Here is a 17,342-nt window from a genome sequence, read left to right as displayed (position 1 = left end):
GCTAGGCTCGGGCCGTGAACTCCATCGTTGCTGCCCCCGCTTCTCGCGCTCGCAGGTTTGCCCTCCTGGTGCCGGCTCTGGCTCTCACCCTGCTGCTGAGCGGGTGCGTGAACCTGCTCAACAACTTTCTGGGTGAGCGTTCGCAGCCCACGGGGGAAAGTGTGTCCGCCGAACTGGCGCCCTACTACGAGCAGGTATTGACGTGGGTGGATTGTGGTGATGGTGCCCAGTGCGCTACAGCAATCGCACCCATGGATTGGGCGAATCCGTCGTCGGAAACCGACATCGAAATCGTTATGGCTCGTCACGAAGCCACCGGAGAGAGCCTGGGGTCGCTGTTCGTGAACCCGGGTGGGCCGGGTGCCTCTGGCTTTGACCTCATCCACGATGATGTCGATTTTGCGGTGAGCTCGAATCTTCGCGAGAACTACGACGTGATTGGTTGGGACCCTCGTGGTGTTGGCCGTTCGACTCCCGTGACGTGCCTCGACGACGACGGTCTTGACGAGTTCATTTTTGGCATTCCGGAGGCTGCCGTCGGTAGCGATGAGTGGTTGGCCGAAAGTGAGCAGGCGGCCATCGACTTCGGCCAGGCCTGCCTCGAGAACACTGGACCGGTGTTGCAGTTCATCGACACGCAAAGCACTGTGCGCGACCTTGACATGCTGCGTGCGATCGTCGGGGACGAGAAGCTGCAGTACTTGGGCTACTCCTACGGCAGCGACATCGGTTCGTATTACATTGAGAACTTTCCCCAGAATGTGGGCCGCATTGTGCTCGACGGCGCGACCGATTCTTCTATTTCCGTGTTCGAGGTAGGGCTGGTCCAGTCGGCGGGGTTCCAGCGCGCTCTGGAGAACTATCTTGCGGCGTGCCCCGAAATGTTCGATGATTGCCCGTTCACGAGTGGGGTGGATGCCGCGTTGACGACGATTCGGGAACTTTACGATCGCTACGACGCCAACCCCATCCCGGGTGCCGACGGGCGCATGATGGATGCCGGCGTGCTCGACATCGCCATGAGCACGGCTCTCTACTCTCAGGATTCGTGGCCGTTCCTCAACGACCTTTACTCCGAAGCGGCACGAGGAGAGACCGACACTGCCTTCTTCTTGGCAGACTTTTATTACAGTCGGGATGTCGACGGGACTTATGCAGACAACTCGCTTGAGGCGTTCATCGCGATCTATTGCGTTGACTACCCCGTCGAGACCGACCCCGCCGTGCTTGTAGAGCAGCAGAAGCTGATGCAGGCGGCCTCGCCGGCGACCTATCGTGATTTCCCGCCCACCGGTGACCTCACGTGCATCAACTGGCCGTACCAATACACCGGGCCGGAGATCACTGAACTCACGGGAGAGGGTGCTCCGCCCGTTCTCATCATCTCCACGACCGGTGACCCGGCAACGCCCTACGAGTGGGGCGTCGCGCTCAGCGAACAGCTGCAGAGCGCTCAGTTGATCACCTACAACGGTGAGGGCCACACTGCCTACAACGGTGGTGTGGGCTGCGTGGATGGCGCGGTTGACGCGTATTTCATCAACGGAGTGGTGCCCAATGACGACCCGAATTGCGGCGCATAAGCCTGAGTTCGTCGAGTGGGTCATGGAACCCCAAAACTTCGGCTAAGCTTTCATGCTGTGCCTCATGAAAATGTGGCCGGCCGCCTTAGCTCAGTCGGTAGAGCATCTCACTCGTAATGAGAAGGTCATCAGTTCGATTCTGATAGGCGGCTCCGTTCTCCGCATGCGTTTCACCAGCGCTTCCTTCTCTGGTCTCCGTTTGACGTGAGGTATGCTCGGCGAATGGTCATCCGTCGCGGCAGTCGATTCGCGGTGCTTCTTGCGCTCGTTTCGATAATGGCAGCGTGTGTTCCGGCGTCCTCGGGTGGCCGCGTTGCCCAAGCCCAGTCGGTTGTGTCGGAAATCGTGCGCACGATCGGCGTCGAGCGCCATGACGACATCGATGGCTTCGCGCGTTCCGCCGTCGAGCTCATCGCTTCTCTGCCGGGCGACAACGTCACGTTGGTGGGCATCTTTGCGATGAAACAAGAGAATGCTGATGCTCCTTTCGGAGCGCTTATTTTTCACGTTCAGTACGACGCTGTACAGAGCGGAAAACACTACATCGATGCTTTCGACGGGTGTTACGAAGCCGAGTTCAATGGGTTCGGAGCTACCGACTACTGGGTGTTCAATGGCGATGCCGATCCCGGCGGCGTGCGGTGCCCGGATAATCCTGTTGCCGTGACGCCGCTCGTAGACAGTTCGACGGTTTTCGTCGTCGCTTCCAATGCCGAAGAGATGGCGGTGCGGGTTCTGTCGGAGCTCACCGACGAAACCCGAGCAGACGCGGACGAGCTCGCAGAACGCATCGAGGCGCTCCTTGATCAACCGACGGGACCATTCGAGCAGCTAGCGCTGCCCACCGTGGCCGTCGACGACCGCGGTATTGGTGTTGCAATGGGGTCGACGCCTCACGACTGCGTGCTCGTAGCGCGCGTCGATGGCGAGGTTTCTCGAGTGCGACCTGCGCCGATCCAACTCCAACGGGGAGAACTGGGGTGTCGGCCAGAGACCGCGATCACGGATCCGGAGCAGTTGCGCTCGCCGCACTAAGGCAAGTGGGTGCTACGTGCCGTGTTCAGCTACTCCCCAGGGTCAACGGTGCGTTTGTTAGCAACCATCACCGCGATCAGGCCGACAGCGAACGCGCCTAGGGCGATGCCGATGACGAGCAGTAGGGCCACGCCGATGACGTGGGCGACGGTGCCGGCGGCGATCGACAGCACAAAAATGGTGCTGTACTGGTCGGTGGTAATTTCCGGCACGGATTCCCCTAAAGAGTGTGATTTTCTCAAGTATTGACCCTTGAGTGGGGATTTGCAAACGCCCGCGGATGCGACGCGCCGAACCGCACTTCCACGTCTGCGCAGCGGCGTCCAGCCCCGCGTTTTCGGGCCACAGTGGTGTCCCCCAAACAGAGGATAGACCCGCCCCCCAGACCCCCCATTAACGGGTATTTCCGCATGTTTCCGGGGTTTTTCCCTTGTTTAACTGTGATTTCGCCTCTAGTTTTGGCAGCAGGAAGCAGAGGGGTCTGCAACCTATTCATTCGTCTGGGGGGCGACTTTTTCATGGGGAGAATTCCGTTATTAACGGCATTAATGACCGTAGTAATCGTGGGAGTAGTACCGTTCGTCGGGGGAGGCGGAGCAGGGCTCACGGAGAGCGCAACCGCCAACTCGGCAGCGCGATCGCCGCTGTTCGCATCGACCGCCACTGAGGCGATCGAAGAAGAGCCAGAGGTCGTTGCAGTAGCCAACGTGGAACGCATCACCGAAGAGTCTCTTGCAGCCCAACTCAAGGCTGAGGCCAAGTCGTTGACCTCTGACTCAGAACACCTGGCACAGAAGGCGGTGCCCAAGCCGAAGCCCATCGTTGTTACTTCTGCCACCGGGGGGTCGGCATCCGTAGCTCAAATTCGTGCGGCCTACGTGGCCGCAGGCCAGTCGTGCCCGGGCAACGTCGGGGGTGGAGTGCCCGGCGCGCCGAGCCGCAGCTCGTCACAGGGCGTTCCGGGAACCACCTCGGGTGACCTTTCATCGTTTGCATATGCCTACAACTCGATTCGCGTCGCTAATTGCTTGCAGCCAATCCCTCTCTCGAATTTCCGTTGGGACTCGTGCATGGAAGACCGACTGTTCTGGATGGCTGAATCCCCAAGCTCAAATCCGCTTGATGGCTGGGGCCACAACGGCACCACTCGCTCAGATGGCGTTCCCGCTCGAGGTTGCGATGGAAACCTTGCAGGCGGTTCGGGAAACAGCGGGGCCACCGTTGCGTCCAAGTGGTGGAACTCGTCCGCCCACCGCGCATCCCTCTACCGCCCAGGGGCTGGTACCGGCGGCGTGTGCATCGCCTTTGCGATGACTCATGGCGGAATCGATGAGCCCTATAGCTTTACCCGCGCAGCAGCACGCTGGACGTACTGCTAGGCCGCAGGCGGGCGCTGGGTCCGGGCATCCGGGTACTATAACCGGGTGACTGATTCAGCCAGCAGCGAGCCGAAAGCGTCGGGAGGAATACGCGCGTTTGTAGCCAAGCACCCCACTGGATTCACGGTGACGGTTGCGGCGGTTCTCTTCGCACTACTCGCAGCAGTAGCAGTATTCGCCGGAATTTCGGTTGGCTCCGCTCGTACGGCAGTTGATGTCACCCCAGACGAAGTCACTGTCGAACAGCGGAGTCAACCGGATGCTATCCCCGGTTCGGTGTCTGTGCGTACGTGTTCGGTCGATCCCTTTGCAACTGTCGCAGCCTTCCCATCGCTCGTTGGTGTCGTGACGGATGTTGCGACCGGTGACGTGCTTTGGAATCGTTCGGCAAAGGATGCCTCGAGCCCCGCCCACATTGTGACCGCGTTCACGGCGGCCGCGGCCCTGCAAACCTTGGGCGCCGATACTCGCATCAGCACGAAGGTCCTCGATGGCTCGCAGCCGGGAGTGATCGTCTTGGTTGGTGGGGGAGACCCGACGCTGGCAACCACCAATGCCTCGTACTACCGCGATGCACCGCAAATCTCTGAGCTCGCATCGCAGGCCATGACGCGGTATGAAGAACTCCACCCCGGTGTTCCGATCACCGAGATCGTGCTTGACTCCACCCTCTGGACCACCGCTGACGCGTGGGATCCCAACTGGCCCGAGCGCGAACGCACCGGCGGCTACCACTCCTATGCCACCGCTCTGATGGTGAATGGCGACCGCGCTGATCCGACGATCGCCATCAGCCCTCGTGGCACCGACCCCGTGAAATCGGCCGGACAAGCGTTCGCCCAGGCAGCCGGGTTGCCTGGGGTGACGTTCTCGAACGGTGCCGCAGTAGGCAACACCGTTCTCGGTGAGGTGAAGTCGCAGCCCGTCGGCGTGCTCGTGGAACAAATGCTCAACAGCGGTGATGACTCCATTGCTGAATCTCTGGCACGCCTCGTCTCCAAGAAGTTGGGCTTCGACGGCGCGGCCAGCACCCTCACTCAAGCAATGCAGGGGGCATTGACGGATGCGGGTCTCGCGGACGCCGGATCGATCACGATCACCGATGGCTCGGGTCTCAGCCCCAAAAACCAAGTCTCCCCGCTCTTCGCTGCCCAGTTCATGGCGCAGGGTGCCTCGGGTAGCGGTGCGGTAGGTGCCGTCTACGGGATGCTTCCAGTCGGCGGCAAAAGCGGCGACCTGTACAGCCGCTTTGAGGGGGATGCCGCTGCGGCATCCGGAAATGTGGCAGCGAAGTCGGGCTGGACCAACCAAGAGCATTCGCTCGCTGGGGTAGTCAATGCCGAGGACGGCACCCAGCTCGCGTTCGCGTTCTACTCCATCGGGGAAGGCATCTCGACCGATGCCCGCACAGCGATCGACAACCTTGTCGCGGGCGTGTATTCCTGCGGGAGTAACCTCTCTAACTATTGACGTTGTGACGCCGACGCTGTGGCCGGATGCTGCCGCGACTTAGACTGGCAGCGTGGTTGCTGCACTCTTCATCATCGATGTCCAGAATGATTTCACCGAAGGCGGCGCTTTAGGCGTCGACGGCGGTGCCGCTGTGGCGGCCGGAATCACCGACTATCTGCGAAAGAATCCTGACCGCTACGATGTCGTGATCGCCTCCCGCGACTGGCACGATGCTGACAACAGCAACGGTGGCCACTTTGCGACGGATGCCGCCCCCAACTTCGTCGACACCTGGCCGGTTCACTGCGTTGCCGGCACGCCCGGTGCGGAGTACCACCCCGCCCTCGACACCTCACTCGTGAACGTGCACGTGCGTAAGGGCCAGGGCGTTCCGGCCTATTCCATCTTTGAGGGCACGACCGACGACGATGAGACGCTCCCGGCTCTGCTGGCGCGACTCGGCGTGGACACGATTGATGTTGCTGGCATCGCCACCGACTACTGCGTGCTTGCCTCTGCACTGGATGCCGCCGGTAGCGGCCGCGAAGTGTCGGTACTGACAGAACTGGTGGCTGGTGTCGCCCCGGAGTCGAGCACGGCCGCTCTCGCGACGATGGCGGAGTCGGGCATCACGCTCGTCACTTCCGAAGCGTGATCCTGGGATGACAGATTCTCCCGAAGAGCTTCACCTTCCCGGCTTCATAGCCGAGTCTGAAGTTCTCCCGCCCAGCAAAGGTTTGGGCTGGCGGTTGCTGGCGCTGCTCGTCGGTCTCGGGCTCCTTATCGGGATCGCCGTGGCCGGTGGTGCCGCGCTGTTCACGGCTCTCTGGCCCACGACCGCAACCCTGTGCGTTGTCTCCTCCGATACCACCACCGACTTCTCAGATTCCTCCGACGCCTCCGTGGCGACCAACGGAACCTGCACCGACGTGTCTCTCGAACAGATCGCCGAGTTCTCCAATATAGATCTTCCCGCACAGACCGAGGTTGAGAGCGTGCACTACGCCACCGTCGAAGACTCTGTTGGGCTGCTGTACGCCACGGTCGTATTGTCGGAGGGCGCAGTTGATCCGCTGCGGTCCGGTGACTACCGGGTGGCACCAATCCTGTCGTGGGCGTCCGAAGCGGACGCGCTGGGCCTCGATAACCTGCGGCTCTATCAGGGTGTCGAGTCAGTCACCGGCCCCGGCTTCGAGGCCGCGAGCGGGCAACGCAGCGACGGCCGCACTGTGATCCTCATTCGCGTGAACCGAGAGCTGTAGCGTGCCGGTTCTCCCCGTCACCGAGCTCAGTGATCCGCGGCTCGCTGACTACTCGCACCAAACCGATGTCGCGCTGCGCAAAGCGCAGGGCACCGAGCATGGCCTTTACTTGGCCGAATCGACACTCGTACTGCAGCGCGCCCTGCGCTCCGGTCATCGCGTGCGCTCGGTGCTCGCGCTCGGAACCTCGGTTGACGAGATCGTCGAGCTCGTAGGCGACGATGTTCCTATCTTCACGGGCGACGGCTCGCTGCTCGCCGAGCTGACCGGCTACGTGCTGCACCGTGGCGTCATCGCATCGCTGCATCGCCCGCCACTGCCGACGCCCGAAGCCCTATTGGCGGATGCTCGCCGCATTGTCATTCTCGAAAACGTCGTTGACCCCACCAATGTGGGCGCCATCTTCCGCTCGGTTGCCGGCATCGGGGCGGATGCCGTACTCGTCACTGAGCAGTGCTCGGACCCGTTCTATCGGCGCGCCATCCGCGTCTCGATGGGAACGGTGCTGCAGGTGCCGTGGACTCGCATCGGCAACTGGACAGACACTCGCGCGCTGCTCACGGCATCCGGCTTTCAGATCGCGGCGCTAGCTCTCGAAGATGGGGCGGTGTCGCTGCGCGACTATGCGGCGGATGCTCCCGAGAAGGTCGCGCTCGTGCTCGGCACTGAGGGCCACGGTCTCACCCGCGAAGCCATCGATGCCGCCGATTCGATTGTGCAGATTCCGATGCGTCACGGCATCGACTCGCTCAACGTTGCGGCGACCGCTGCGGTCGCGATGTTCGCGCTCGCGGTCGAGTAGTCGCTGCCGCGCAGCACGGCAGCAGCAGCACAGAGCCCGCAGTAGCTGCAGGGCTGTATCAGAGCTGCGCAGCAGCACGTCAGCAGCACGGCAGCAGCACGCTAGCGGGCGGGCACACTGTCGCTGCAGCGCACCCGCGAGCCGCTAGACGAGCAGCTGGTGCTTGGCGAGGTCCTTGTAGAGCGGGGTCGACTTCACGAGCTCGGAGTGGGTTCCGACGCCCACAACCGTGCCCTTGTCGAGCACGACGATCTGGTCGGAGTCGACGACGGTCGAGAGACGGTGCGCGATCACGATGAGCGTGCGGTTTTCGGCGACAGCGTCGATGGCTTCGCGAAGCATCTGCTCGTTGAGGCCGTCCAAGCTGGAGGTCGATTCGTCGAGCAGCAGAATCGGGGGAGCAGCGAGCAGCGTGCGGGCGATCGCGAGACGCTGACGCTCTCCACCGGACAGCATCACGCCGTCTTCGCCGACAGCGGCATCCAGACCAGCAGGGTTGCGGTCGAGCACACCCGTGAGGTTCACCGATGCGAGTACCGCGATGCATTCCTCGTCGGTCGCGGTGGGGGCGCCGATGAGAAGGTTTTGGCGCAGGGTGCCGGCGAGCACGGGAGCGTCTTGCTCGACGTAGCCGATTTGGGCGCGAAGTTCTTCACGGTTGAGGGCGCGAAGGTCATCGCCGCCCAAGCGCAGCACGCCCGCCGTCGGGTCATAGAAGCGCTCGATGAGGGCGAGGATGGTGCTCTTACCGGCGCCGGAGGGGCCGACGATGGCCGTGCGCTCGCCGCGCTTCACAGTGAAGCTGACGCCGCGCAGCACGGTGAGGTCGATTTCGTCTGCGGCAGCTTCGGTGCCGCCGTGCTTGAGCTCGGCCAGTTCGGTTTCGACCTTCACGAGAACGGAGTCGTCAGGGTAGGAGAATTCGACATTCTCGAACGTAATCGCGGCATCCGATTCGATGCTCGGAACGGCGACGACGTTGACGTCGGATTCGAGCTCGCTGGGCAGTTTGATGATTTCTTGGATGCGGCCGAGCGCACCGAGTGCCTGGTTGACCGCGGTGACCGCGCCGAAGGCTTGCCCGAGCGGCATTATCATGAGGAACAGGAAGAGGATGAACGCGACGAGGTCGGCGATCTCGATAGCGCCACTGGCAACGCGGTAGCCGCCAACGCCGAGCACGACGAGGAACGATACCTGCAGGGCGATTCCGGCAATCGGAACCACGAGGGCCGAGATCTTGGCGACGCTGATGCCCATCTTCCAGGCACCGAGAGCGTCTTCGTTCACGGCCTCGATTTCACGTTCGGTGGCGTTGGATGCTCGCAGCGTGCGCACGGCGGAGATCGCACGCTCCACGGCGGCGGCGAGGTCGCCGACCTTGCGCTGGGCGCGCTGGCTGGCCACCCGGATGCGCTTCGAGAGCGTCGTGACGGTGACCACGGCGATGGCGATCACGAGCACGGTGAGGCCGAGCAGCACGGGGTCGATGATGAGCATCGCGATGAGCGCACCGATGAAGGTGATCGAACCACCGATGGCTTCGACGAGTCCCTGCGTGAGCACTGCGCGCAGCAGAGTCGTGTCGCTGCCGACACGGGAGACGAGGTCACCGGTGCGGCGACGGTCAAATTCTGAGATGGGGAGGTTGAGCATCCGGCTCACCAAGCGGCGACGGCTCGAGAGCACGACACCCTCACCGGTGCGCTGCAGAAGGTAATGCTGGTAGCCGCTGATGAGGCCCGAGATGACGACGAGGCCGATGAGTAGCCACACGAGAGTGCCGAGCGATTCGTTTGCCTCAACGATCGTGATGACCTGGCTGACGAGCAGCGGCTGGGCGAGAGAAGCGCCAGCGCCGAGGATGCTGAGGATGATCACGAAGATCATGACCTTGCGGTGCTCGAAGAGGTAAGGGAGCAGCTCGCTGAATTTGGCGCGGGGGCCGTCGTCGGGGGTGTCGCGTGATCCAGAACGTCCGCGACGAGGTGCAGAGGTGTGTGAAGTCGAGCTCATGAAGTTTCTCGTTGTCCCAAAATGTAGGGCGGAGGTGCCGCGAGTGTTCAGCGACATCGGCATCAGCAATCAGCCTCTAAAACACTAAGCCTTCTGTCTGGGCGCTGCGTACAACATCCGGTGTATCTGTGCGGATGTTGCTACGCCGTTGGGCGGTGAGGACATGCCTCGCCGGGTGATTTCGCTGTGCGGGTGCGGGTGCGGTGCGGGCGCGATGCGCGGTACTCGCCGAGCCAGTTACGGCTGCACTGTCGCGACGATGCCGAGTGCGGCGAACACCGCGCCGACAACAGCGAGTACAAATACGGCCAGCGCCCACAGGAACAGCGGCGCCGCACTTGTCAGGCGAACGCGGTCGGTGGATGCCTGAACCAACGTCGTATGCGCAGCGCGGTATCTACGATGCCCGACCCAGAACAGAACGGCGGTCAGGATGAGTCCGAGAGCGGCAACGGCGTAGCTGCCGATGCTCACGGTGTTGAGGAGCAGTCGCGCGGAGGCGAGCGCAGCAATGGCGAACGACAGCACGGTGCGTTGCCAGGCGAGGGCGGTGCGTTCCGCCTGTAGGCCGGCATCGAAGGGGCGGTCGAAGGCGCGCATCACTGGAGGAGGATACCGATCGCGAGCAGCAGCCCGGCGACGACGACGCCGCCGCCGATGGGGCCAGCAAGGTTGGGGGAAGGCAGCGGGCGTCCGAGACGCAGCGACTGCTCGGCCTTCATCCAGCCCAACCACGCTTGTAGTGGAGCGAGCACACCCAAGAGAATCAGCAACACGGATGCACCGATTCGGAATCCGGGAGCAATTGGCAACACGAATGCCTCCAGCGCCACGCCCGCAGCGATCAGGGCGAGAGCGGTGCGGATCCACGCCAAGAACGTGCGCTCGTTCGCCAGGCTAAAGCGGGCATCCGGCTCAGTGCCGACGCCGTAGACGCGGCGCGGAAAGCGGCGAGGAGGCGGCTGTACTGGTTCGTTCACGAGCGATCCTTCATGCCCCGATTGTAGCGGGGAGAGCGAGAGGCGATCGCCGAAGAGCGAAACGGAGGACTATTCTGTCGGCCTGACGAACTTCTCGTCGAAGTCGTAATCGTCCCAGTTGCCGTTGACGAGGATGTCGCCGAATTCGCCCGCAGGGAGTGAATCAACGGCGACGCTCGGCACGCCCTGCCTGATCTCGAGGATCACGATGCCGGTATCGGGGCCGCCGCCGAGGAGCTCGAGCCCGTCTCCGACTCGGAAATTTCCGGTTAGCGCTTGTCCGGCGAGAACCACGGTGCCCGGACCGTCCGCATACAGCGTGTATTTGTCGTGCATCTGGAAAGCAACTTCGCTGCCGGGAGCCGTGCTTTCGATCGGATCGCTCGTGGGATCCGCCGAAGCTGATGCGCTCGCCTCATCCGGGATGAACGTCGGCGTCGCGGTGGAATCCGCGTCCGTGGGGCTTCCGGGCGTGCACCCGGAGACCGCAATCGCGAGGCTGAGAATCACCAGAATCCCGAGGGATCGAGCAGTGTGCGTCATTCGTTGTGAGTTTCGCATGCCGTCAGCCTAGGGCGGTGCTCCGCTGGATGGCTAGGGTTGCTGAAAAAGCTTCACCCTAGCCATCCCTTCAGAAGCTACTCGCCGCGAAGCTGACGCAACAGCACCGCGGTCGCGATGGCTGCGTTGGCGGCTTCTTCACCCTTGTCCTCTTTCGAGCCCTCGAGCCCGGCACGATCGAGGCCCTGCTGTTCGTCGTCGAGCGTGAGCACGCCAAAGCCCACCGGTTTGCCGGTCAGGATCGACACCTGCGTGAGGCCGCTGGTGGCGGCATCCGACACGTATTCAAAGTGAGGTGTTCCGCCACGGATGATGACGCCGAGAGCAACAACGGCATCCGCCCCAGCATCGAGGGCTGCCTTGCTCGCGACGGGCAGCTCGAAGCTTCCGGGAACCCGCACCTCGGTCACCTCGGCGTTGGCCGCCTTGAGGGCACGGTGAGCACCAGCGAGTAGCCCGTTGGTGATGACTTCATGCCACTGACCGGCGATGATCGTGACCTTGAGGCCGGTTGCATCGGTAACAATTTCGGGGGATCCTGCGCCACTCATCAGAGGCCTTTCGCGGTAAGTCGTGCTTCATCGAGCACGGCGGTGGAGGGGAGTTGGTGACCCATGCGGTCACGCTTGGTTTCGAGGTAACCCTCGTTGCTGGCGCCGACGCCCACAACGAGCGGCACGAGGTCGCCGACAACAACGCCACGCTCTTCGAGCTGACGCTTCTTCTCGGGGTTGTTGCTGAGCAGGCTGACCGTCGAAATGCCGAGATCCTTGAGGATGCCGACAGCCGCCCCGTAGTCGCGGGAGTCAGCAGGCAGGCCCAGGGCCAGGTTCGCGTCCAAAGTGTCTAGACCGTCTTCTTGCAGACGGTAGGCGCGCAACTTGTTGATGAGACCGATTCCGCGACCTTCGTGACCGCGCAGATAAATCACAGCGCCACCATCACGCTGGATGGTCTCCAGTGCAGCGTCGAGCTGCGGGCCGCACTCGCACTTGAGCGAGCCGAACGCTTCGCCCGTGAGGCACTCCGAATGCACACGTACCAGAGTCGGTCCGTCGCCGAGGTGCTCGAGCGTTCCGGGCGCGATGAAAGCGACGTGATCGGCACCCGTCGAGTTGTCGCGGTAGGCGCGAACGGTGAAGGAACCATGAACGGTGGGGATCGTAGTTTCGACCTCGAACTGCACCCGACTCATTTCGGGGATTGGCTCAATCGGTGCCGGGATGGTGTCGCAGCGGTTCTCTTCGAGCCAGTGCATGAGATCCAGAATCGTAATCACGAGAACGTCTTCGCGAGCACCAAATTCGATCAGCTCGGGCAGGCGCATCATCTCGCCCGAGTCGTGCACGATCTCCGAAATCGCGGCGACCGGGCGGAGACCGGCAAGCTTCATCAGATCGACGGATGCCTCGGTGTGACCGTCACGTTCACGCACGCCACCATCGACAGCACGCAACGGCATGATGTGGCCGGGGCGGTGCAGACTCGAGGGCATCGAGAGCGGATCAGCGAGCACGCGCAGCGTGTGGGCCCGGTCGGCGGCACTAATGCCAGTGCTGAGACGGTTCGCGGCATCCACCGACACCGTATAGGCCGTGCCGCGGGGGTCTTCGTTCACGGCAACCATGGGCGGAAGCGCCAGGGCGTCGGCGATCTCGTTGGTCATTGGGGCGCAAATGAAGCCCGAGGAGTGGCGCACCATCCAGGCGATCCATTCTTGGCTGGCGAGTTCGGCGGAGATGATGACATCACCCTCGTTTTCGCGGCCTTCATCATCGGCAACGATGACAGGGCGTCCCGCGCGCAACGCTTCAACGGCATCGGGGATACTGGCGAGGCTCATGACCCGCTCCTTTCGTGACGCGAAGGTGCGTCGGTGAACTCGGCCATCCGGGCCACATGACGCGCCAGAATGTCGGTTTCGATATTGACGGAGTCGCCCACAGCGAGCGCTCCCAACGTTGTTGCGGTGAGAGTTTCGGGAATCAACGAGACCTCAAACCAGTCGCGGCCCACAGCACTCACCGTGAGCGAGACGCCGTGCACAGCGATCGAACCCTTGCGGGCGACGAGCGGGGCCAGCTCTTCGGAGAGGGTGAAACGCAGGATGCTCCAGCTGCCCTCATCGGTGACGCTCAGCACAGTGCTCGTGCCGTCAATGTGGCCCTGCACGATGTGGCCGCCGAGGCGATCGCCGACCTGCATGGCGCGCTCGATGTTCACCCGGGCACCGGCAGCGAGCGAACCGAGCGTGCTCATGTCGAGCGTGACGCCCATGACGTCGGCCGTGAACCAATCGGGGCCCTGCTCGACAACGGTGAGACACACGCCGCTGACGCTGATCGAGTCGCCGTGGCCGGCATCCGACACCGCTTGCGGGGCGCGAACCGTGAGGCGAGCGCCATCATCGGTCGCGGCCAGTTCGACGACGTCGCCGAGCTCTTCAATAATTCCGGTAAACATGGTTACGCGTCCGTCTCTGTCGCCGGGGCGACCGTAGGCTCTGTTGCCGGCGGGGCGGGCGGGCTGGGTGTCGCCGGGCGGGCGACAATCAGTACGTCGTTGCCCAGCGGGCGAAGTTCAGTGATGCTGAGGTCTTTCGCCTCAGCCATGGTCGATACCCCGAGCTCGCCGAGCGCGACCTTCGGGCCGCCCAACAGTTTCGGAGCAAGGTAGATGAGCAGTTCATCCGCAAGCCCAGCAGCGATGAAGGCGCTCGCGATGGTCGGGCCACCTTCAACGAAGACGCGACGGATGCCCGCCTCAAATAGTTCACGCAGTGAAGCGTCGAGGTCGCTGCCATCAATCTGACGCAGTTGCTCGGGGTGCTGGCGCAGCAGTGCATCCGCCGGAATCTCGCGCCGACCGAGCACCACCGGCTGCGGTTGCGACTCGAGCAGTTCGCCGGCGTCGCCCCGCGCGGTCAGGCTCGGGTCATCGGCGAGCACTGTGCCTGTGCCCACGACGATCGCATCGGCGCGCGCTCGTTGCTCGTGCACATGCTGGCGGGCGGCGGTGCCGGTGATCCACTGGCTCGTGCCATCGGCGGCGGCAGCGCGACCGTCGAGGGTGGATGCCCACTTCACGGTCACGTGCGGACGCTGCAGTCGAGCGGCGGTCAGCCACGAGTGCAAAAACTCTTCGGCGTCGGCCTGAGCGATGCCGGCAACCACTTCGACGCCACCAGTGCGGAGGCGTTCGGCGCCGCCAGCGGAATGTGGCCCGGGATCAGGCACCGCATACACAACGCGGCTCACGCCAGCATCGAGCAGGGCTTGAGCGCACGGGCCGGTGCGGCCGTGGTGATTGCAGGGTTCGAGGGTGACGACGGCGGTGAGGCCGTCAGCGTTGCCACCAAGATTGGCGAGCGCATCCACTTCAGCGTGTGGGGTGCCCGCGCCATGGTGCCAGCCTTCGGCCTCTATCTGGCCATCGGCATCCACGAGCACGCAACCCACTTGAGGGTTGCCGCCCGTGATCGGGCCGTGGCTCGCCAACGACAGCGCATGGCGCATCAGCTTCTCTAGCTGTGCGTGCTGTTCTGGTGTGGTCATCCGGGCTCTCGTCTCGTGGGACGTGCTCCGGGATAGTGGGTTCGAAAAACCCGCCGGTCCATTCTGGGTGCCCATATTGTGGGGCGCTACAGATGGTTCGGCTCGTGCTTCCTCTTATCCGGACTGAGAGATCGTGCGATCTCATTACCGTCGGTCCCGGAGTTTCACCAGGTCAACCGTTTCGAAGTTTTCACTTCGGCGCGGGTCGCGGACTATAACCGCCGGTTCGGAATCTCACCGAGCCCCGGAGCACGTTTTGCTTTGCTTAGTCTACTCAACGCGTTTCGCCGCAGACTATTCCCGCCCCAACCTCTCAGTTTGTTACGGGAGTGGTCTGGGCGACGCAGGTGCGGCGAAGCGGGCCTAACCGAGCAGCGCCGCCAATTCATCAAGCGAGTGGATGACGCTCACGCCTGCCGCGTGCGCTTCGTTGAGTTGGGCGGTGGTTGCGCTGCGCTCGCGGTCGAGCCATATTCCGGTGAGGCCGGCGTTCGCGGCTCCCAGCGCATCCGTCGCAAGGCGGTCGCCGATGTAGACGGCGTTGGCCGGTTCGACGTCAAAGAGTTCACAGGTGTGGTGGAAGATGCGCGGATCGGGTTTGGTGTGCCCGAATTCGCCGCTCGCGACAAGGTGCTCGATGCGGTGGGTGAGACCTACCGTTTCAACCTTGCGCGTTTGAAAGTCGAGTTCGCCGTTGGTGATGATGCCGAGGCGGGTGGCGGGGGAGCGGGCCTCAAGTGCGTCGAGGCAGGCGAGAGCGTCGTCGTGCAGGTGCCACGCTGCGCGGTAGGCCTCGAAGTAGGTGTCGAACCAGAGGCTGGATTCGGCATCGTTGAGCATCACACCATAGGGCTCGACGAAACCGCGGGCGCGCGCTTGGCGTTGGCCCTCGAAGGTTAGTTCGCCACTGAGGTAGCGGTGGTAGTGGTGTTCTTCGAGTTCTGTCCACCGCAGGCTTTCACTGGTGTCGTCGGGCCATACCGCGCTGCCGTCGGCGCTGGGCCCGGCAGCGAATGCCGCACCTAACGAGCGTCGGTGGTTGCGAATGCCGAGATCCACGGATGCCCGGTGGGCAAACAGGGTGTCGTCAAGGTCAAAGAGGGCGACGGTGATGGTCAATGCACGTCCGTTTCGGCGTTGGTGGGGTGGGATCCAGACGGGGGAATGCGTCTAAAAGAGTGTGTCAAAAATCATAACGATGCATCCGATTGCGATCAGCGTCGCAAACAGGGCCGAATGCACTCATGTAGGCCGATGGGCTGACGATTCTTGGTACCCCCTTTGAAGGCTGGAACACCACGACTCTCGGCGGCGTCGTTTTCCTTGCTGCCTTCATACGGTTCCTCGCCGCACGTGCCGACTCCCACGCGCTCAAAGTGCGAGGCTTCTCGGACCTCGCTCCCACCGCACTCGCCATCGTCGTTGCACTTCTCGAGAGCTGATTGAACTTGGCTTTCGCTGGCCTTTTCGTGGTGGTCGGCACCGAGGTTCAGGGCAGCCCTAGTCGTTGACGATAGGTCTTGGGCGTCCGCCGCCTTTGCGCCGGCTCGCGGATCTTGTCGCTCATATCAGAAGCGAGGGCCGCATCCCGCCCACGCTGCCCTTGTGCCCCGAAAGGGGAGCAGACGAACACGACTATCGATGACACGCTTGCTGCAACGGAGCGGGGTTCGCGAGGGATTCCGGAACTAGAAGAGTGGTTTCATGAAGAAAAAGATGAGCACAGGCATCGCGCTCGCTGCAGCTGCGCTGCTTACTTTTGGCGGAGTTGCGGCTCCAGCAAGTGCGCACGGTACGAACGCATGGTGGGCGGTCGGCTGCAGTAGTTCGTACCAAGGTTCGTCAAGTTACTCGGGTGCTACCGCAACGTCGTATGCACATACGGTGAAGTCCGGAGGTTGGTGCACGAATATCGTCCTCGCTATCCGCATATCCTCGGGCTGGGCGAACTACGCCTCCAGCACGACGAAGGACATCGTAGAAGCCTCCAAGGCGATCTACGGCTATGGCGGATGGCACAGTGACCAAAATGGCAACGTGACTCAGCACAGTACCTGATGACACGTGGATTGACGCAAGGCAAGGGGCACGGTCGGCGAGCGTCGGCCACACTCTCCGTCTTGCTTGCATTGGCGGTAGCGAGCGCGCTTGTGGGTTGCACGCAGCCCACAGTGGCAGATCCGGCTCAGCCGGTTACCATCGAGCTACTCCATCAACAGGCACGAGACAACGGTTGGCACCTTGCAGAGTCCGCCCTGGCCGATGGATACGTATCGGCCCAAGAGTTAAGCTCGGCGGTTGCCAATCTCGACACGTGTCTTCGCGATGCCGGTCTCAGCTTCGAGCTCCACGGTACAAATCCCGTTGACGGCTGGAGACCTCTCTTCTCAGTGACGTGGCCAGGGCTATCGGATGCTGCTGGTAGCGAGCGTGCGTCGGAATGCACAAGCGCCACCTTTGACCTCGTGAACGCAGGCTACGAAATTTCCAATAAAGACGAGATGGACCCCGGATTCATGGCGGACGTCCTAGCTTGCTTGGACACCAAAGACTACTCGCCCCCACCACAGCCGAGGTCGCTACGTGATCTCATTCCACTGGGAGAAGAGGATCCGGCGGTCGGTTTGGTAGTGGCGTGTGTCCAGCGGGTAGGGGCCGCCTACCCGGACGGGATCATTGTTGCCTACTAATTCGGAAATCGCGATTCGCGAGAAGCCT

General features: G+C 62.8%; 19 protein-coding genes, 1 tRNA gene and 1 riboswitch. Of the genes, 10 read left to right on the top strand and 10 right to left on the bottom strand.

The features are described from left to right. Positions 1–14: 14 nt before the first annotated feature. From ACR3YK_RS03135 to ACR3YK_RS03125, 3 genes are all read left to right on the top strand, one after another. Entirely contained in the window at positions 15–1,583 is a 1,569-nt protein-coding gene (locus ACR3YK_RS03135) for an alpha/beta hydrolase (RefSeq protein ID WP_486175786.1), read from the top strand. A 79-nt stretch (positions 1,584–1,662) separates the two neighbouring features. Next, positions 1,663–1,735: transfer RNA gene (locus ACR3YK_RS03130), tRNA-Thr, on the top strand. 70 nt (positions 1,736–1,805) lie between these two features. Continuing rightward, positions 1,806–2,618, top strand: coding sequence for a hypothetical protein (locus tag ACR3YK_RS03125; RefSeq protein ID WP_486175785.1), 813 nt, complete (start codon positions 1,806–1,808; stop codon positions 2,616–2,618). A 29-nt stretch (positions 2,619–2,647) separates the two neighbouring features. Here the strand turns inward: ACR3YK_RS03125 and ACR3YK_RS03120 are convergent, their stop codons facing one another. Beyond that, positions 2,648–2,830: a hypothetical protein gene (locus ACR3YK_RS03120; RefSeq protein ID WP_486175784.1), complete on the bottom strand. Its 183-nt coding sequence runs from the start codon at positions 2,828–2,830 to the stop codon at positions 2,648–2,650. A gap of 336 nt (positions 2,831–3,166) precedes the next feature. On the opposite strand from ACR3YK_RS03120, the gene ACR3YK_RS03115 reads away from it, so the two are divergent. Genes ACR3YK_RS03115 through ACR3YK_RS03095 form a run of 5 tightly spaced genes read left to right on the top strand, consistent with a single transcriptional unit; the run spans position 3,167 to position 7,513 of the window. Continuing rightward, entirely contained in the window at positions 3,167–3,997 is an 831-nt protein-coding gene (locus ACR3YK_RS03115; protein ID WP_486175783.1) for a hypothetical protein, read from the top strand. A 45-nt stretch (positions 3,998–4,042) separates the two neighbouring features. Further along, positions 4,043–5,467, top strand: coding sequence for a D-alanyl-D-alanine carboxypeptidase (locus tag ACR3YK_RS03110; RefSeq protein WP_486175782.1), 1,425 nt, complete (start codon positions 4,043–4,045; stop codon positions 5,465–5,467). A 52-nt stretch (positions 5,468–5,519) separates the two neighbouring features. Next, complete coding sequence (locus tag ACR3YK_RS03105) at positions 5,520–6,104, top strand: isochorismatase family protein (protein ID WP_486175781.1); 585 nt, start codon at positions 5,520–5,522, stop codon at positions 6,102–6,104. A 7-nt stretch (positions 6,105–6,111) separates the two neighbouring features. Continuing rightward, positions 6,112–6,711: a hypothetical protein gene (locus ACR3YK_RS03100; RefSeq protein WP_486175780.1), complete on the top strand. Its 600-nt coding sequence runs from the start codon at positions 6,112–6,114 to the stop codon at positions 6,709–6,711. A gap of 1 nt (position 6,712) precedes the next feature. Continuing rightward, the gene (locus tag ACR3YK_RS03095; protein ID WP_486175779.1) at positions 6,713–7,513 is read left to right on the top strand and encodes a TrmH family RNA methyltransferase; all 801 of its coding nucleotides are present in this window, start codon (positions 6,713–6,715) and stop codon (positions 7,511–7,513) included. Between the two features lie 144 nt (positions 7,514–7,657). On the opposite strand, the gene ACR3YK_RS03090 is transcribed toward ACR3YK_RS03095, so the two are convergent. The 9 genes from ACR3YK_RS03090 to ACR3YK_RS03050 form a co-directional block, all read right to left on the bottom strand. Next, the gene (locus tag ACR3YK_RS03090) at positions 7,658–9,529 is read right to left on the bottom strand and encodes an ABC transporter ATP-binding protein (protein WP_486175778.1); all 1,872 of its coding nucleotides are present in this window, start codon (positions 9,527–9,529) and stop codon (positions 7,658–7,660) included. Between the two features lie 237 nt (positions 9,530–9,766). Continuing rightward, positions 9,767–10,129 (bottom strand): DUF202 domain-containing protein, encoded by a 363-nt coding sequence (locus tag ACR3YK_RS03085; protein WP_486176364.1) that lies wholly within the window; start codon positions 10,127–10,129, stop codon positions 9,767–9,769. Continuing rightward, positions 10,129–10,509, bottom strand: coding sequence for a YidH family protein (locus tag ACR3YK_RS03080; RefSeq protein ID WP_486175777.1), 381 nt, complete (start codon positions 10,507–10,509; stop codon positions 10,129–10,131). The genes ACR3YK_RS03085 and ACR3YK_RS03080 overlap by 1 nt, the downstream gene beginning before the upstream one ends. A gap of 69 nt (positions 10,510–10,578) precedes the next feature. Continuing rightward, on the bottom strand, positions 10,579–11,070 hold the full coding sequence (locus tag ACR3YK_RS03075) for a hypothetical protein (RefSeq protein WP_486175776.1): 492 nt from the start codon (positions 11,068–11,070) through the stop codon (positions 10,579–10,581). Between the two features lie 77 nt (positions 11,071–11,147). Beyond that, positions 11,148–11,621, bottom strand: coding sequence for a 6,7-dimethyl-8-ribityllumazine synthase (gene ribH / locus ACR3YK_RS03070; RefSeq protein WP_100389547.1), 474 nt, complete (start codon positions 11,619–11,621; stop codon positions 11,148–11,150). Continuing rightward, complete coding sequence (gene ribB, locus ACR3YK_RS03065) at positions 11,621–12,913, bottom strand: 3,4-dihydroxy-2-butanone-4-phosphate synthase (RefSeq protein WP_486175775.1); 1,293 nt, start codon at positions 12,911–12,913, stop codon at positions 11,621–11,623. Before ribB ends, ribH begins: the two co-directional genes overlap by 1 nt. After that, positions 12,910–13,533: a riboflavin synthase gene (locus ACR3YK_RS03060; RefSeq protein ID WP_486175774.1), complete on the bottom strand. Its 624-nt coding sequence runs from the start codon at positions 13,531–13,533 to the stop codon at positions 12,910–12,912. Before ACR3YK_RS03060 ends, ribB begins: the two co-directional genes overlap by 4 nt. A gap of 2 nt (positions 13,534–13,535) precedes the next feature. Further along, a complete protein-coding gene (ribD, locus tag ACR3YK_RS03055) occupies positions 13,536–14,624 on the bottom strand; it encodes a bifunctional diaminohydroxyphosphoribosylaminopyrimidine deaminase/5-amino-6-(5-phosphoribosylamino)uracil reductase RibD (protein WP_486175773.1) in 1,089 nt (362 codons plus the stop codon). A gap of 101 nt (positions 14,625–14,725) precedes the next feature. Then, a riboswitch (FMN riboswitch) is annotated at positions 14,726–14,880 on the bottom strand. 107 nt (positions 14,881–14,987) lie between these two features. Next, positions 14,988–15,743 (bottom strand): HAD family hydrolase, encoded by a 756-nt coding sequence (locus tag ACR3YK_RS03050; RefSeq protein ID WP_486175772.1) that lies wholly within the window; start codon positions 15,741–15,743, stop codon positions 14,988–14,990. 585 nt (positions 15,744–16,328) lie between these two features. On the opposite strand from ACR3YK_RS03050, the gene ACR3YK_RS03045 reads away from it, so the two are divergent. After that, positions 16,329–16,682 (top strand): hypothetical protein, encoded by a 354-nt coding sequence (locus ACR3YK_RS03045; RefSeq protein WP_486175771.1) that lies wholly within the window; start codon positions 16,329–16,331, stop codon positions 16,680–16,682. Next, positions 16,682–17,314: a hypothetical protein gene (locus tag ACR3YK_RS03040; RefSeq protein ID WP_486175770.1), complete on the top strand. Its 633-nt coding sequence runs from the start codon at positions 16,682–16,684 to the stop codon at positions 17,312–17,314. Before ACR3YK_RS03045 ends, ACR3YK_RS03040 begins: the two co-directional genes overlap by 1 nt. Positions 17,315–17,342: the final 28 nt, after the last annotated feature.

Source organism: Salinibacterium sp. 10G20-15 (assembly GCF_057365065.1).
The sequence above is the reverse complement of the archived record's forward strand: the minus strand, read 5'-3'. Positions and strand labels throughout refer to the sequence as shown.